Genomic DNA, 16,064 nt, shown 5'->3' on the forward strand with positions numbered 1-16,064 from the left:
GCAAGTACGGGCTTTTTTTCGCCTGTTGCACTCCCCCGGGGGGATGAGATGCCCCGACCGGGGTTCGACAACTGGCGCCAGCCAGTTGGACAGATGACGAGCCTGCGAGGAATCTGCCCGGAGGGCGAGCGCAGCGAGTCAATCCCCCCCTCACCGCCATATTTGAAGAAGAGCTCGTACGCAAGTACGGGCTTTTTTTTCGCCTGTTGCACTCCCCCGGGGGGATGAGATGCCCCGACCGGGGTTACCCCCGGCGCTCCTGTTTTATCAAGCCGCGTGACGCCTTTTCCAGTATCTCCCCATCCCCAGCAACATGCTAAAAGACGCCGGCAGTACGGTTAACGTGACGAGCGTGGCGACGATCAGCCCGCCAATGATGGCATACGCCATTGGCCCCCAGAAGACCTGGTGAGAGATGGGGATCATGCCCAGGATCGCGGCGCAGGCGGTCAGAAATATTGGCCTGGCCCGGTGTTCCGAGGCGGCAATAATGGCGGCGTCGCTTTCCATGCCCTGAGCGAGATTATTGTCGACCTCACTGATCAGTATCACGGCATTGCGGATAATCATCCCCGCCAGCGCGATCGCGCCGAGCAGAGCCACAAATCCCATTGGCGTATCGCTCGGCAGCATGGCCATGACGATCCCCGGTAAGCCGAACGGGGCCATGAACAGAGCCAGCAGCATACGAGAATAGCGCCGCAGCTGGAGCATCAGCAGTAACAGCATCACCCCGAGGGTGACGGGTAAAATATCAAATACCGAGCTGTTGCCTTTTTCGGACTCCGCGACCACCCCGCCTTCAACAATGCTGTAACCGCTGGGTAGACCCGCGCGCAGTTTATCCACCGTCGGGCGCAAACCGTCCGATACGCCTTCTGCCCGCATCCCCGGCGCGAGGTCGGTTTGTACGGTGATAAACGGTAACCTTTGCCGACGCCAGAGTACCGGATCGTCCACTCCCCAGACCGGCGTGGCTACCGCGCCAAGGGAAATTTTTTGTCCATCGCGTCCCTCCACCGTCAGCGATGACAAGGTGGCAAGATTCAACCGCTCGCTGTCATTCGCCCGCAGCACCACGTCAACCAGCCGATCGTCATCCCTTATCGACGTCACCGTCGTGCCGGACCAGACGGTATTAAGCGTCTGCGCCAGACTCTGCGACGACACCCCCGCCGCCCGCGCGGCGGTCTGGTTCACCTGCAGAACGAGGGTTCTCTCCGGCTCGCCCGCGGTCTGATTCACCTCCCGGGTTAGCGGCGAGCGCCCTATCGCCTCGGCCAGTCGCCCGGCATACTCTCTGACTTTGAGATAATCCGGCCCGCTGACCCGGTATTTGATCGGCCAGCCCACCGGCGGCCCCAGCTCCAGCGGCGAAACGCGCGAGGTTAGATCGCTGAATTGCGTGGCCAGCAGCGCATTTAACTGTTCCCGCAGGCGGTCCCGGGCGGCCAGATCCTTCGCCACCACGACCAGCTGCGCCGTATTTTCATTATCCAGCAGAACATCCATCGGTAAGTAAAAGCGGATAGCGCCCGAACCCACATAGGTCGAGTAATGGTCAATATTGCGATTCCCGGCAAGCGCCCGTTCCAGCCTTTCCGTTTGTTTCTCCGTTGCAGACTGCGAAGCATTGGCCGGCAGCGTCAGGCTGACCAGCAGCTCCGGACGATCGGATGAGGGGAAAAACTCCCCCTGCATAAACGTTGTGCCATACACCGATAGCCCCAGCGCGGCCAGCGCAATTCCCAGGGTGGCGAGCCGGTGGCGCAGCGCCGTTCGCAGAAGCCGTCCATATCCCCGCGCCATTCGACCCGGGCCTGCGGCATGATGTTTAAGCTTTTCCGGCAGCAGCCATGCTCCGGTCAAAGGAGAGAACAGAATCGCCACGATCCATGAGCTCAGCAGCGCCATCAGCACCACGGCAAACAGCGAAAAGCAGTATTCGCCAGCGCTGGATGAGGCAAAACCGACGGGAATAAACCCGGCAATCATAACCAGCGTACCGGTCAGCATCGGAAATGCCGTGGTTTTGAAAGCATAGGTCGCCGCCCGCCGTCGCGTATCCCCGGCCTCCAGCCGGGATACCATGGTTTCCACGGCGATCATGGCATCATCCACCAGCAGCCCAAGCGCAATAATCAGGGCCCCGAGAGAGATACGCTGCAGGCCGATGCCTGCCAGCATCATTCCGGCAAAGGTCATCGCCAGCACCAGCGGGATCGCCGCGGCCACCACCAGCCCGGCCCTTAATCCCAGGGAGACAAAAGAAACCGCCAGCACAATCAGCACGGCTTCCACCAGCACCCGGACAAACCCGCTTACCGCGCCGCTGACCACCGCCGACTGGTCAGCCACTTTCACCATCTCAATACCGTGCGGCAGCCCGGCACCGATGGCGCTCATTCTGTCGTTCAACGTCGCGCCAAAGCGCAGCATATTTCCCGTTGGCGCCATGGAAATCGCCAGACCAATGGCAGGACGCCCGTTAACGCGATACGCCGCAGAAGGCGGTTCAGCCGCTCTTCTCTCGATGGTGGCAATGTCGGTCAGGGGAAGATAGCGATCGTTAATGCGCAGGGTGACGGCGCGTAAGCTCTCTTCGCTCCTGAGCGCCCCGCTGACGTTTATCGTCATCTTCTCCTGCCCGGTGCGCAGAACGCCGGCCGGAACTACCGCATTCTGGGCCCGCAGAGCATCCGTAACCTGCTGAATGCTGAGCCCCATACCGGCCAGTCGGGCGGGTGAAAAAGCGATCGCAATCTGCTCCTGCTGTTCGCCAAGCAGAACCGTTTTGCCGATATCCGGCACGGACATCAGTTCACGGCGGATCGTCTCCACCTGCTGGCGCACCTCCCGGAGGGTATATCCGTCAGGAATAAAGGCATAAATCGTGCCGTACGTGTCGTCAAACTCATCGTTCACGTTCGGCCCCTGCGCGCCTTCGGGCAGCGATGGCGCAATATCCTGCATTTTTTTGCGGATCTGATACCAGATCGCCGGGACTTTTTGCGCCGGCGTGTCATCACGCAGATTAATATAGATAACCGTTTGTCCGGCCCGGGTTTCACTTTCGATATAATCGAGCCAGGGCGTTTCCTGCAATTTTTTTTCCAGGACGTCCGTCACCAGATGGGTCGTGTCCGTTACCGATGCGCCCGGCCACTGCGCAGAGACTACCGCCGTTTTGATGGTGAACGCCGGATCTTCATTACGCGGCAGCAGCGTATAGCTGAGCGAACCGATAACCATCATCAGCAGCATAAAAAAGCTGACCATTTGCGGGTTTTCCAGCGCCCAGGCGGAGAGATTAAAGGTATTTTTTGACGGCGCTTTTTTCACGGCTGCTTCTCTCCGGCGACGACTTTTTCCCCCGGCCGAAGTTTACTTACGCCCGCGGTAATAACCCGGTCGCCGGGCATAAGTCCGGAGGCGATGATAACGGAAGAAGCCGTGTAGCTGGCGGGAACGACAACGCGCAGCTGCGCCTGCATCTGCGGGGTAATCACAAAGACGGCCGGTTTTTCTCCGCAACGGCTCAGCGCCGAAGCCGGTACCGCGTAACCCGCCGAGCCTGATGACGGCAGCCTTACTGTGACGCTGGAACCCAGCGCCATCGCGGCGGGCGGTTTCTTGAGGGTCGCCCTGACGCGCCATGTCCGGGTCTGGGGATCGGCCTGCGGGCTAATATCACGCAAAATGGCGAAAGCGTTCACCCCGGCATCGCTGAGCAAAGCAACCTGAAATTCCTCCGCCCTTTGCGCCTCAACCTTAGCGGGATCCGGGATATCAAACACCACGTCGCGCGCCTGCCCGGCCGCCAGCGTCACCACCGTCTCACCGGCGTTGACGACCTGACCGGGAGAGGCGCTGACCGCCGTAATGATCCCCTCACCCGGCGAGGTCAGGCGAGTCCAGCCAAGGCTTTCCCTGGCGTTGCGCAAAGCGGCCTCGCTGCTCTTCACCCGGGCGCTGGCGACCAGCCAGTCCGCCCGCGCGCTGTCGAGCTGGGAGCGGGCGATTGCCCCTGTCGCGATGAGCTTTTGCATCCGGCTAATGTTCAGCGCGGCCACCCGGGCGGTCGCTCTGGCGCTCTCTTCGTCAGCCGTCGCGCTATCCAGCTGGTTTTGTGCGCTGGTATCGTCAAGCGTGGCCAGCAGCTGCCCATAATTGACCCGATCGCCAATATCCACCGCGCGCGTCATCATCCTGCCCGCCGTACGAAAGCTCAGGGCCGTCTCATCGTGCACATGGATCTCGCCGGTTCTTTCCAGAGAGGGAAGCGTTGCCGGGGAGCCGATGACCACGTAGCGCACCGGGCGGGCCGGCGCCGGCTTATCGCCGCTTTTATCGCCGCAGCCCACCAGCGGTACGATCATCAGGGCCAGTACGATCGGCGGCAGCAGCGCAAACCAGGGTAGCGATCGCTCGGCGCCGAGCAAAGCGTACACGCACTGACGAAGGGAAAGAACTAACTCATATAACATAACGCCACTCCGTTCGGGAAATGGCGCCATTACATGACACATTAATCGAGAATGGCTCGACGTTCTGTCAAGGGATTATCAAGATGCGCTCTTTTCTTCCGCGCCGGGGTCGTACGGCAGATGAACGCGAATCAGCAGACCGCCGCTCGCCGGTAGCGCCGCGCTAATACGCCCCCCGTGCGCCGCGCAGATAGCGCGCGCAATGGATAATCCCAGGCCGCTGCCGCCGGAGTGTCTGGCGCGGGACGCCTCCTCGCGGGTGAAACGCTGGAACATTTCCGGTAAAAAATGCCGCGCCACGCCGGGCCCGTCATCAACAAAATCGATGAGGTAAGCCCCCTCTTCGCGGCGCAGTTTAATAGAAAGATGGCCCCCCTTGCGCCCATAGCGAACGGCATTTTCCATCACGATGGTAAAGACCTGCCCCATGCGGAAGGCGTCGCCGCGAAAGGGGCATGCCGGCGAAGGCTGAATGGCGATCGTGACGCGCTGAGCGTCCGCCTGCGGCGTTAACCATGCGGCTCGCTCCTGCAGGAGCTCATCCAGAGCGAATGGCTGGTCATCCAGGACCAGATTGCCGGCATCCGCGAGGGAAAGGAGATGCAGTTCATCCGTCAGCCGATTCAGATGCTGGAGCTGTTTCATCACCATCTCCAGCTGCTGCGGCTGGGTATCAAAAACGCCATCCAGCATGCCCTGCAGACGGCCAATCGCCGCCGTTAGCGGAGAGCGAAGCTCATGCGCCATCGCCACATGCGAGGCGCGGAGTTCTTTATCGTAGCGGGCCAGCTGGCCAGTCATTTTGTTAAAGTCGGCGGCAAAGCGGATCATTTCCGCCGGCGCGTCCTCAATCAGCTCCGCCTGGCGGCCAAATTGCCCTCCGGTCACGTCCTTCGCCGCATCACGAAGACGGCTGAACTGCAGCGAGAGCGGACGGGCGTAGCGCAGCCCCATCACAACAATGAAGGGGATCATGACCAGCACCAGCACCGCGACGGTCACCCAGTCCGCCGAGGCGATAGAGGGCGTGGAATAGCTCAATCCCCACCAGCTATCGACAATCTGATGAAAACGCGCCGGATTGGCCTCGGGATGGCGGCTGAGCGCGATAAATTCCTCGCGCAAGGCGGGCGGCATTTTATGCATGATCCAGTAGTTCTGCACGGCGAAGCGCAGCCACATACAGGTGGCGATAACAATCACGCTGCCGATAGCCAGCGCCAGAATGCGCCCGCAAATCCAGCGCCAGAGAGAAGAGTGACGGGTCTTGATCATGGTTGTCTGAACCGGTAGCCCACGCCGCGAACGTTGACCAACGCGCCGGATACTCCCGCAGCCTCCAGTTTTTTACGCAGGTTATAAATATGCGTATCCACCACGCGCTCCAGCGCTTCGCTCTCGGGAAGGCAGCGCTCCAGCAGATACTGTCGCGAGAAGGGGCGTACGGGGGCGCGCATCAGCGTGGCCAGAAGCGAAAACTCGGTCGGGGTCAGGTCGAGAATAGACGCAGGTTCCCCCGAGTGACTGACGGTCGCGACAATGGCCGCGACATCAACCTCCAGCCCCTGCCAACGCAGAATGTCTTCCCGGGCGTCGTCTTTGCGACTACGCCGGAGCACGGCCTGAACGCGCGCCACCACTTCGCCAGGGTGGTAGGGTTTGACCACATAATCGTCGGCGCCGTAGCGCAGCGCGCCAATACGATCGGGCATGTCTCCCATTGCGGTCACCATAATCACCGGCACATCGCTTTTCCGCCGCAGGCTGGCCAACACCTCGGTTCCGTTTAGCCCGGGCAGCATCACATCCAGCAGGATCAGGTCAGGCTTCCAGCGCTGCGCCATATCCAGCCCGGAGAGTCCGTCCATGGTCACCGCCACGTCATAGTTTTCCCGGCGTAAATAGGCCTCAAGCACGCCGGCCGCGTCGGCGTCATCTTCAATTATCAGCACTCTTCTGGACAACATCTGTTCACCTTGACCGTTTCTTAACACTATCCCGACCGTTTATTGATTTAGCAAAACCATACTGCAGCGGCATTCTGCGGCGTCCCCGATCGGACGGCGCCCGTTTCCATATGGAGAACAGTATGATAGCCAGAAAAATTTCGCCGTATATGGTCGTGCCGTTTTTAATGGCGATAACGCCCGGCGCGCGCGCCGATGAAGCCGCCGCGCCTTCCGATGGGCTGACTATCGGGGTAGGGGGAAAGTACGCGCCTCGTTACAGCGGTTCTGACAAGCAGATTTGGCAGGTGGTTCCCGTACTACAGGGGCGGAAAGGCGCTTTCTTTATTGATAGCCAAAAAGGCATAGGCTACGACCTGTCAGGCGACAGCGGCCTCTACTTCGAGCACACGCTCGGTTACGACCTCGGGCGAGCGGAAAAAAACTCGAGCTGGCGCGATGGGGCTAATACGCTGAAGGGGATGGGTAATATTAAAGCCACCATGAATACCGCCTTCGCCGTCGGCTGGTCGGTCACGCCGTGGCTCACCGTTGAAGGCAAGGCTACGCTTCCGCTCACCGACGCCCAGGGCGCGCATTATCAAACTTCCGTCACCCTCCTGCTGGTTCAAAACCCGCAGGATATCGTTGCTTTACAGTCCGCCGCGCTGTTTGGCGACAGCCGGTACGTCAATACGTTTTACGGGGTTGATCGCCGGCAGAGCATCCGTTCCGGCTATCGACCCTATCGCGCAGCCGGCGGATTTTACGGCATCGACAGCGCGCTGACCTGGAGCCATCAATATAACGAGCATTGGGGCTCCATACTCAGCGCCGGCTATAGCTGGCTCGGGGAACACGCTGCTGAGAGCCCGCTCGTCTCACGGCGCAATGAAGGTACCGTGACGGCGGCAATCACCTGGACATTTTGAGCTACAGGTCAGCGACAATAATTCCCTTATATAGCAGTAAACTACCGTTATTTTCGTTTATAGCGGCCTGGATAGCGTGATGAAAAAAACCAGAAACCCCGACCACGCTAATGATAAACTTCTGCAGCGTTACCTTTAAATGTTAAGGAAAGAAAATGAGCACCATTGCCGTTGTTGTTCTGACTTACATTAAACCGCTTGAGGAAGTAGACGCCCAGCTTGCTGCGCACGTGGAGTGGCTGAAGCAAGGGTACGCTGACGGAATATTTCTCGCTTCGGGGCGTAAAATCCCCAGGTCCGGCGGCGTGATTCTGGCTAAAGGCGATGATCTGGATGCGCTGCAAAACCGGCTGAGCCAGGATCCGTTCCAGCAATCGGGCGTAGCGAAAGTCGATATCATTCCTTTTGAAGCAACGATGGCCAGCCCCTCACTGCAGGCTCTCCTGTAGTGCGCTAAAAACAAAGCCCGGTCACCCGGGCTTTGCAGACTCAAAAGGACTCAGTAGTAGGCTTTCAGCGCGCGCTGGCAAAGCGTTGAGCGCACGCAATCGTCGGTCGTAAAGCGCACAATACCGACCATCTCATCTTCCTCAAAACGCGCCAGAGCATCGCTCAGGCCCGAGCGGACCCCAGAAGGCAGGTCGCACTGGGTAATGTCGCCGTTGACGATAACCGTCACGTTCTCCCCGAGGCGGGTCAAAAACATCTTCATTTGCGCAGCGGTCACGTTCTGGGCCTCGTCCAGAATCACCACCGCATTTTCAAATGTACGTCCGCGCATATAGGCGAACGGCGCGATTTCCACCTTGCCGATTTCCGGGCGCAGGCAGTACTGCATAAAGGAAGCCCCTAGTCTTCTCACCAGCACGTCATAAACCGGGCGGAAATAGGGAGCGAACTTCTCGGCGATATCTCCCGGTAAGAAGCCGAGATCTTCATCGGCCTGCAGAACGGGACGGGTAACAATAATTCTGTCCACATCCTTATGGATCAGCGCTTCAGCTGCTTTTGCCGCGCTAATCCAGGTCTTACCGCACCCGGCCTCGCCCGTCGCGAAGATCAGCTGTTTATTGTCGATGGCATTCAAATAATGCGCCTGAGCGTCATTGCGCGCTTCGATTGGCGAGGCGTCGCGGCTATCCCGCGCCATGCCAATGGCTTCTACGCCACTCATTTGCACAAGCGATGTGACCGATTCTTCTTCGCGCTGCTTATGGCTTCGCGAATCCTGTCTCAGCACACGTTTGGCCTCACGACGAGCTCTGGTCACTGCTTTTTGTCTTCCCATGGATAGCACCTTGCGTTGTTGGTTTACATCACACGCGTCACGATCGACGCGATTATGCGCACTAACGATTGAAGTTTGGCTTCCTTGTAAGCCATTGCTTGCCTGACGAATTGGCAGAGGGTCACGGCTACGCGCACCGGTAACCTTGCCTGGGTTCGGGTTTTCTTTACTAGAAGAGGAGGATTTTACGGTGTGAAAATCGCGGCCGGAAGTTGGGCTCCCGTGCTGATGAGTACGGTCTGGGGTTTGACGTTTTCCGTTACAGCAATCGGGCATTCGCGATCTCCATAATGAAACGAGACTACTGCCGAGAACTACCGCGCCTGTAATAAGTACATCAGAAATAATTCTAAGCGCAACTTATTTTTCACATACAGACAACAAATAATTCTCATCACAGCTGAGGAGAGTTTCCGACTATAAGATTACAGAAAAATGAAACAAGGCAGGAAATACAAAAAATGAATGGAAAAACAGCAGAAAACGCCCTGCCCTCGCGGGCAGGAACGTCAGGCTTCGAGCAGCGATTGCCCGAGATAATGCCGATCGTCGATAACCCCCGGCAGAACAAAGAAATAGCCGCCGCCAATGGGCTTCACGTACTCTTCCAGCGCTTCACCGTTCAGGCGCTTTTGCACCGTCAGAAAGCCTTTTTCCAGATCGTGCTGGTAGCAGACAAACAGCAGCCCCATATCCAGTTGCCCGGAATTGGTCACCCCCAGCGAATAGCTGTAGCCCCGGCGCATCATCAGGCTGGATTGCGTTTCCGGGGTGCGCGGGTTGGCAAGACGAATATGGCTATCGAGCGCAATGGTATCGCCGTCAGGGTCTTTGCTGTAATCCGGCACGTCGTGCTCGTGCTGCATCCCAAGCGGCGCACCGCTCAGCTTATCGCGACCAAAAATGGTCTGCTGCTCTTTCAGCGGCGTACGATCCCAGAACTCAACGTGGAACTGAATAATCCGCGCCGCCTGATAGCTGCCGCCCGTCGCCCACGCGGGCTCTCCCTGGTCGGCGGTTACCCACACCACCTTATCCATTAGCGCCTTATCGGTGCTGACCGGATTCGCGGTGCCGTCTTTGAAGCCCAGCAGGTTAACCGGCGTCTCTTTACCCTTGCTGCGCGCGGCGCTGTCGGAGATAAACCCTTCCCGCTTCCAGCGCACGCTAAGCAAATCCGGGGTGTGCTTAATCACGTCGCGCAGGGCGTGAATCACCGTATCCTGGGTGTTGGCGCAAATTTGCAGCAGCAGATCGCCGTGGCACAGCGCTGCATCCAGCGAATCGTTCGGAAAACGCGTCATCTTCTGCAGCGTCTTCGGCGCCTGATTAGCCAGGCCGAAACGCTCGTCAAACAGCGAATGCCCTACCGAGACGGTGATCGTCAGGTTATCCGGCGCGATCCACGGTCCGAGAATGCCTGAGTCCATCGGCGGCAGGCGCGGGTTCGGCGTCTCCGCCGCGGGACCGCCTTTGGTCAGAAAGGCGATACGCCCGGTCAGCAGGCGAAACAGGCGCTCAAGGTCCGCTTTATCGCTGGCGAGCACGTCAAAAGCGACAAGCATCATCGACGCCTGCTGCGGCGTCAGCACGCCGGCCTGATGTGGACCATAAAACGGCTGCGCTTCCATACGCGCGTTTGGCGACAGCGTGCCCGGAGAGCTGTTGTCTTTAGCCGCGTGCGCCACCGGGCAGCCGCCGGTTATCGCCAGCGCGCCGCCAAGCGCGCCGATCCCTTTTAACAACCGCCGCCGGGACGGTTCATTAACATCATATTTTTGCTCAGCCATCGACTTAGTCCAGACCCAGGATCCCGCGCAGCTGGGCCAAATCTTCCGCCAGCGTGGTGATCGGGCCTTTCAGCGCGTTGCGATCGGCATCCGTCAGCTTGTCATAGGTCTCGAAGCCGTCTTTGGTGCGGTATTTGCTGAGAATGGTATCCACTTTTTTGAAGTTGGCGTCCACCTTCGCCAGCAGCGCGCTGTTCTCTTTCTGCAGCTGCGGACGCAGCAGGTCGACGATTTTCTGCGCGCCGTCAATGTTGGCCTGGAAATCCCACAGGTCGGTATGGCTGTAGCGATCTTCTTCGCCGCTGATTTTGCTGGCGGCCACTTCTTCAATCAGCCCGGCAGCGCCGCCGACCACTTTTGACGGCGGGAACGCCAGTTCGCTAATGCGTTTTTGCAGCTCGAGAACGTCGGCGTTCAATTGATCGGCATAGTTATCCATTCCCTTGACGCTGTTATCGCCAAACAGCGCTTTTTCCAGCCGGTGGAAACCGGTGAATTTCGGATCTTCGGCTTTTTTCTCGTAGTCATCCTCGCGGGCGTCAATGCTGCCATCGAGGTCGGAGAACAGCTCGGCAATCGGTTCAATACGTTCGTAGTGCTGGCGCGTCGGCGCGTACAGCGCTTTCGCCTTCTCGATATCGCCCGCTTTCACCGCATCGGTAAAGGCTTTGGTGCCGCTAACCAGCTCCGCGGTCTCGGCGGTAACGTAGGCTTTATAGGCGGTAATGGCTTCACCCAGGCTGAGCAGCGCATCGGCTTTGGCGGCATCTTTGGTCGCCTCGCCGGTCACCGTCAGTTTGCCTTTCGGGTTGGTCAGCAGACCGCAGGTCATATCATATTCGCCCGGCTGCAGGTTGGCCGTCAGCTTTTGCGTAAAGCCGGGAGCGATATTCTCCCGCTCTTCCACCACCATCACCCCTTTCAGAATCTCCCACTCCAGCGCTTTCTGGCTGTGGTTCTGAATGATGAACTGGGTTTTACCCGCCTTCACGGTGACGTTCATCGGCTCGCACTGTTTGTCGGTGACGGTCACTTTGACCTGCGGAATATCGGCCGCCTGGGCGTAAAAAGCCGAGCTGAACAGCGCAGCGAGCGTAAGCTGCAGCGCATTACGACGAAAATGATTCATCATGACCATCCCTTTCGATAAGTATGTTGTCACTATTGCAATCCGCGATGCCCGACTACGCTGCCCGGGATGCGGTGGTTTTTTTTCCCGGCGGCGAGACGTACAGCGCCAGCGCCGGGATCAAATAGATAAAGTAGACCGCCACTTCGCTGACGGTCGGCGTTTCCTGATAGCCAAAGATCCCCTCCAGCAGCGTGCCGAATAGCGTGTGCGTCGAAATGACGTTGCTCAGGTCGAAGGCGACCTCCTGAAAATGGTTCCACAATCCGGCCTCATGGAAGGCGCGGATAGCTCCTGCGGCGAGGCCTGCGGCCACCAGTAAAATAAACAGGCTGGTCCATTTGAAGAAGACGCCGAGATTCATGCGGATACCGCCCCAGTAGATCAGGAATCCTAAAACGATGGCCGTCGCCAGGCCGAGCATCGCCCCAATGGGCGGCCAGATCCCGACATCCTGCTGGAAGGCGGCGAGCAGGAAAAAGACCGATTCCAGGCCTTCACGCGCGACGGCGAAAAAGACCATCATCACCAGCGCCCAGCCGTGATTGTTCCCGCGCTGGAGGGCATTATCGACCGCCTGCTCAAGCTGCTGTTTGACGTTGCGCGACACTTTACGCATCCAGAACACCATCCACGTCAGAATGCACACTGCCACCACTGCCACGATGCCCTCAAACAGCTCCTGCTCGCGCTGCGGAAACTCGCCGGTGGTTTCGTTGATGAAGATGCCCAGCCCCAGGCACAGCGCCGCCGCAAGCAGCACCCCAATCCACATTACGCCAATCCAGCTGCCGCGCTGGGTGCGTTTCAGATAGCTGGCAATCAGGCTGACAATCAGCGCAGCTTCCAGGCCTTCACGTAACATGATGAGAAATGGGACAAACATGCCAACACCCTTAAATGTGAACCGCAGTCAACTGATGCAAAGATAGGTAAATATTTCTGATAGTGATTATCATTACAATAATCAGAAACACAAGTGAAATGTGGAGTGAATGATGACGATTTGTAAATTAATCGCGAACAAATAATGACTTGCGCGATTATCTCGCAGCCCTGGCCCCACGGGGCAGGAGAAGGGGATTTTTTGCGGTGGATATTTACCCGGCTGCGCAGCTGTGGCTAAATGGCGGCCTTATTGACCTGCGAAATAAACGACATGACTCAATTCTTGCACTTCCTGCTGGCGCTGGTGGTTATCCTCGCCCTTGCCTGGCTCGCCAGCTATGACCGTAAAAAAATCCGCATTCGCTATATTATCCAGCTAATTGTTATTGAAGTTGCCCTGGCTTTCTTTTTTCTCCACGCCGAAAGCGGCCTGTGGCTAGTGAAAAATATTGCTTCCTTTTTTGAATCCCTGCTCGGTTTTGCCGCCGAAGGCACCAATTTTGTATTTGGCGGCATGAGTGAAAAAGGGCTGGCGTTTATTTTCCTTGGCGTGCTGTGCCCCATCGTCTTTATCTCCGCGCTCATCGGTATTCTTCAGCACTGGCGTATTCTGCCGATTTTCATTCGCCTGATTGGCACCCTGCTGTCAAAGGTTAACGGTATGGGCAAGCTGGAGTCCTTCAACGCGGTCAGTTCGCTGATCCTCGGACAATCAGAGAACTTTATTGCCTATAAAGGCGTGCTCGGCGACCTCTCTTCACGCCGCCTGTTCACCATGTCGGCCACCGCGATGTCGACGGTTTCGCTCTCCATCGTCGGCGCTTATATGAGCATGCTCGACGCGAAATACGTCGTCGCCGCGCTGATCCTGAATATGTTCAGCACCTTTATTGTGCTGTCGATCATTAACCCGACGCGTCCGGGCAGCGAGGAGGAGATCAAGCTTGAAAAGCTGCATGAGTCCCAGAGTTTCTTTGAAATGCTCGGTGAATATATTCTGGCCGGTTTTAAAGTCGCGATGATTATTCTGGCGATGCTGATCGGTTTTATCGCCTTAATTAGCGCGATTAATGCCCTCTTCGCCACGATATTTGGCCTGAGCTTCCAGCAGATCCTCGGCTACGTCTTTTATCCGCTGGCGTGGCTAATTGGCATTCCGCTTAGCGATGCGCTGAACGCCGGGAGTATTATGGCGACGAAACTGGTGGCCAATGAATTTGTCGCCATGATTGAGCTGCAAAAAATAGCCGCCAGCATGACGCCGCGCGGGCTGGGAATTTTATCCGTGTTTCTGGTTTCCTTCGCCAACTTTGCCTCTATCGGCATTATCGCCGGGGCGATTAAAGGCCTGAACGAGCAGCAGGGGAATATCGTTTCCCGCTTCGGCCTGCGCCTGGTGTATGGCGCAACGCTGGTCAGCCTGCTCTCCGCCAGCTTCGCGGGGCTGGTGCTGTAAATACAGCGCGTTGGCCTGTTATCCCGGGTAAGGCGTTAGCCGCAACCCGGGAATGTCATCGGATTCAAGTTAAAAATGTACGCACACCGGCTGGTCAACGCGCATCACCGACTCCTGCGCAAAGCGTGATTTATAGGTAGTGCGCAGCGCCTCAATCCCCTCTTCGCTCTTCGCATCTTTACCGTGAATCAGCATCAGCGCTTTGCTCTGCTCGCGCGCCACGGTACCGTCATTGCCCAGCCACTGCCCGCGCGCGTCAAAGACCGTCAGGCCATCGCGAAAGCGCGGCGTCACGTCGCGGTCAACGAACTGCTGCCACTCCTGAGCGGTGATATCCTTCCCGGCCGGACGGCTTAAGCCGAAATAGAGCGTGGTTTGCACCATCGCGTTATCCGCCGGGCAGGCGCTAGCATCAACCGCCGGGGTGGTCTTCGCGGCAGGCGCTACGCAGCCGCTCAATAATCCTGCCAGCACCAGCGCCACTGCACCCTGTCTGAAACTCATTTCGCTACCCTCATTGTTATTTGTGCTGAGATATCAGCGTATTTTCAAACGATTAGCAAGAGGCATAAATAACAAAGCCCGCAGAGCGCGGGCTTGATGAGGCTGCAGAGGCTTACTCGGCGGTCGCGCGTACCGGCGGCGCGGAGTGATAATGGGCGTCCGCTTCGGCGAAGCGTCGCTGCATCTCGGAGGAAGGCGCTTTACCCAGCAGGCTGAAGACCACAATCCCCAGGCTACCAAAGATAAAGCCTGGGATGATTTCATACAGGCCCAGCCAGCCGAACTGCTTCCAGACGATGACCGTGACCGCGCCGATGATCATCCCGGCCAGCGCGCCGTTCCGGGTCATTCGTGACCACATCACCGAGAACAGCACCACCGGGCCAAACGCCGCGCCAAAGCCTGCCCATGCGTAGCTCACCAGACCCAGCACGCGGTTCTCCGGGTTGGCTGCCAGGGCGATAGACACCAGCGCCACAACCAGCACCATAAAGCGTCCTACCCATACCAGCTCTTTCTGACCGGCATTTTTACGCAGAAACGCTTTATACAGATCTTCGGTAATCGCGCTGGAGCACACCAGCAGCTGGCAGCTCAGGGTCGACATCACCGCCGCCAGAATCGCCGACAGCAGGATCCCGGCAATCCACGGATTGAACAGAATCTGCGCCAGCTCGATAAATACGCGTTCGGCGTTCTGGTTGACCGCCCCGGCAACGCCCGGGTTGTTATTGAAGTAGGCAATACCAAAGAAACCGACGGCAACGGCGCCCGCCAGGCAGAGGATCATCCAGGTCATGCTGATACGACGAGCGTGAACGATGCTGTGGTGCGAGTCCGCCGCCATAAAGCGCGCCAGAATATGCGGCTGACCAAAATAACCCAGCCCCCAGCCCATCAGCGAAATAATCGCAACAAAGTTCAGGCCCTTGAGCATATCGACGTTCTCAATACTCTTTTGCTTAATCACTTCCAGAGAATCGCCAAAACCGCCGACGGAAATGACCACCATCACCGGCGTCAGGATCAGGGCGAATATCATCAGGCTGGCCTGGACGGTATCGGTCCAGCTCACCGCGAGGAAGCCGCCGACGAAGGTATAAATAATGGTTGCCGCCGCGCCGGCCCACAGCGCGGTTTCATAACTCATGCCAAAGGTGCTTTCAAACAGACGTGCGCCGGCCACAATCCCGGAAGCGCAATAGATGGTGAAAAATAACAAAATCACCAGCGCCGAGATAATTCGCAGCACGCGGCTTTGATCTTCAAAGCGGCCGGTAAAATAATCCGGCAGCGTCAGGGCGTTATTATTGACTTCGGTATGCACCCGCAAACGCCCCGCCACCAGCTTCCAGTTAATCCATGCACCTAACGTCAGGCCAATGGCAATCCAGCTTTCGGAAATACCGGAAATAAATATCGCCCCTGGCAGCCCCATCAGCAGCCAGCCGCTCATATCGGAGGCCCCGGCGGAGAGCGCCGTGACGAATGGGCCAAGGCTGCGGCCGCCGAGAATATAATCATCAAAGTTCTTCGTCGAACGCCAGGCAATAAAACCGATGAGTACCATGCCAAAAATATAAACAATAAAAGTCACCAACATGGGTGTGCTAATAGCCATGTAAAAATCTCCAGAATTTTTGT

13 protein-coding genes are annotated in these 16,064 nt (G+C 57.8%); 3 read left to right on the top strand and 10 right to left on the bottom strand.

Annotated elements, in window-relative coordinates:
• Positions 1–267 precede the first annotated feature (267 nt).
• The 4 genes from GUC22_RS16415 to GUC22_RS16430 all read right to left on the bottom strand — a co-directional run bounded on the left by GUC22_RS16415 (position 268) and on the right by GUC22_RS16430 (position 6,454).
• On the bottom strand, positions 268–3,342 hold the full coding sequence (locus GUC22_RS16415; RefSeq protein WP_024359568.1) for an efflux RND transporter permease subunit: 3,075 nt from the start codon (positions 3,340–3,342) through the stop codon (positions 268–270).
• Positions 3,339–4,487: an efflux RND transporter periplasmic adaptor subunit gene (locus GUC22_RS16420; RefSeq protein WP_024359569.1), complete on the bottom strand. Its 1,149-nt coding sequence runs from the start codon at positions 4,485–4,487 to the stop codon at positions 3,339–3,341. Before GUC22_RS16420 ends, GUC22_RS16415 begins: the two co-directional genes overlap by 4 nt.
• Positions 4,488–4,565: 78 nt before the next feature.
• Entirely contained in the window at positions 4,566–5,762 is a 1,197-nt protein-coding gene (locus tag GUC22_RS16425) for a sensor histidine kinase (RefSeq protein ID WP_024359570.1), read from the bottom strand.
• Positions 5,759–6,454, bottom strand: coding sequence for a response regulator (locus tag GUC22_RS16430; RefSeq protein WP_004871257.1), 696 nt, complete (start codon positions 6,452–6,454; stop codon positions 5,759–5,761). Before GUC22_RS16430 ends, GUC22_RS16425 begins: the two co-directional genes overlap by 4 nt.
• 122 nt (positions 6,455–6,576) lie before the next feature.
• On the opposite strand from GUC22_RS16430, the gene GUC22_RS16435 reads away from it, so the two are divergent.
• Positions 6,577–7,365, top strand: coding sequence for a MipA/OmpV family protein (locus GUC22_RS16435; RefSeq protein ID WP_024359571.1), 789 nt, complete (start codon positions 6,577–6,579; stop codon positions 7,363–7,365).
• 155 nt (positions 7,366–7,520) lie between these two features.
• Positions 7,521–7,814, top strand: coding sequence for a YciI family protein (locus tag GUC22_RS16440; RefSeq protein ID WP_024359572.1), 294 nt, complete (start codon positions 7,521–7,523; stop codon positions 7,812–7,814).
• A gap of 50 nt (positions 7,815–7,864) precedes the next feature.
• On the opposite strand, the gene phoH is transcribed toward GUC22_RS16440, so the two are convergent.
• From phoH to efeU, 4 genes are all read right to left on the bottom strand, one after another.
• Entirely contained in the window at positions 7,865–8,653 is a 789-nt protein-coding gene (gene phoH / locus GUC22_RS16445; RefSeq protein WP_004871266.1) for a phosphate starvation-inducible protein PhoH, read from the bottom strand.
• Between the two features lie 509 nt (positions 8,654–9,162).
• Positions 9,163–10,443 carry an iron uptake transporter deferrochelatase/peroxidase subunit gene (gene efeB / locus GUC22_RS16450; protein ID WP_024359573.1) on the bottom strand — a complete coding sequence of 427 codons (1,281 nt, stop codon included), beginning with the start codon at positions 10,441–10,443 and terminating at the stop codon, positions 9,163–9,165.
• Positions 10,444–10,447: 4 nt separating this feature from the next.
• Positions 10,448–11,575, bottom strand: coding sequence for an iron uptake system protein EfeO (gene efeO / locus GUC22_RS16455; RefSeq protein ID WP_024359574.1), 1,128 nt, complete (start codon positions 11,573–11,575; stop codon positions 10,448–10,450).
• Between the two features lie 52 nt (positions 11,576–11,627).
• A complete protein-coding gene (gene efeU, locus GUC22_RS16460; protein WP_004131307.1) occupies positions 11,628–12,458 on the bottom strand; it encodes an iron uptake transporter permease EfeU in 831 nt (276 codons plus the stop codon).
• Positions 12,459–12,731: 273 nt separating this feature from the next.
• Between efeU and GUC22_RS16465 the strand changes: the two genes are divergently transcribed.
• Entirely contained in the window at positions 12,732–13,916 is a 1,185-nt protein-coding gene (locus GUC22_RS16465) for a NupC/NupG family nucleoside CNT transporter (protein WP_024359575.1), read from the top strand.
• 69 nt (positions 13,917–13,985) lie between these two features.
• Here GUC22_RS16465 and GUC22_RS16470 read toward each other — a convergent pair whose 3' ends face one another.
• On the bottom strand, positions 13,986–14,420 hold the full coding sequence (locus tag GUC22_RS16470; protein ID WP_024359576.1) for a DUF3574 domain-containing protein: 435 nt from the start codon (positions 14,418–14,420) through the stop codon (positions 13,986–13,988).
• 112 nt (positions 14,421–14,532) lie between these two features.
• Entirely contained in the window at positions 14,533–16,041 is a 1,509-nt protein-coding gene (gene putP / locus GUC22_RS16475; protein ID WP_004871280.1) for a sodium/proline symporter PutP, read from the bottom strand.
• Positions 16,042–16,064 lie beyond the last annotated feature (23 nt).

Source organism: Klebsiella sp. MPUS7, assembly GCF_009905335.1.
Taxonomy (GTDB): Bacteria; Pseudomonadota; Gammaproteobacteria; order Enterobacterales; family Enterobacteriaceae; genus Klebsiella; species Klebsiella grimontii.

Bases quoted from the DNA above. Each gene is read 5' to 3' on its own strand.
- GUC22_RS16435 (WP_024359571.1), top strand. From the start codon at position 6,577: ATGATAGCCAGAAAAATTTCGCCGTATATGGTCGTGCCGTTTTTAATG.
- efeB (WP_024359573.1), bottom strand. From the start codon at position 10,443: ATGGCTGAGCAAAAATATGATGTTAATGAACCGTCCCGGCGGCGGTTG.
- putP (WP_004871280.1), bottom strand. From the start codon at position 16,041: ATGGCTATTAGCACACCCATGTTGGTGACTTTTATTGTTTATATTTTT.
- GUC22_RS16430 (WP_004871257.1), bottom strand. From the start codon at position 6,454: ATGTTGTCCAGAAGAGTGCTGATAATTGAAGATGACGCCGACGCGGCC.
- GUC22_RS16420 (WP_024359569.1), bottom strand. From the start codon at position 4,487: ATGTTATATGAGTTAGTTCTTTCCCTTCGTCAGTGCGTGTACGCTTTG.
- efeU (WP_004131307.1), bottom strand. From the start codon at position 12,458: ATGTTTGTCCCATTTCTCATCATGTTACGTGAAGGCCTGGAAGCTGCG.
- efeO (WP_024359574.1), bottom strand. From the start codon at position 11,575: ATGATGAATCATTTTCGTCGTAATGCGCTGCAGCTTACGCTCGCTGCG.
- phoH (WP_004871266.1), bottom strand. From the start codon at position 8,653: ATGGGAAGACAAAAAGCAGTGACCAGAGCTCGTCGTGAGGCCAAACGT.
- GUC22_RS16465 (WP_024359575.1), top strand. From the start codon at position 12,732: ATGACTCAATTCTTGCACTTCCTGCTGGCGCTGGTGGTTATCCTCGCC.
- GUC22_RS16470 (WP_024359576.1), bottom strand. From the start codon at position 14,420: ATGAGTTTCAGACAGGGTGCAGTGGCGCTGGTGCTGGCAGGATTATTG.
- GUC22_RS16425 (WP_024359570.1), bottom strand. From the start codon at position 5,762: ATGATCAAGACCCGTCACTCTTCTCTCTGGCGCTGGATTTGCGGGCGC.
- GUC22_RS16440 (WP_024359572.1), top strand. From the start codon at position 7,521: ATGAGCACCATTGCCGTTGTTGTTCTGACTTACATTAAACCGCTTGAG.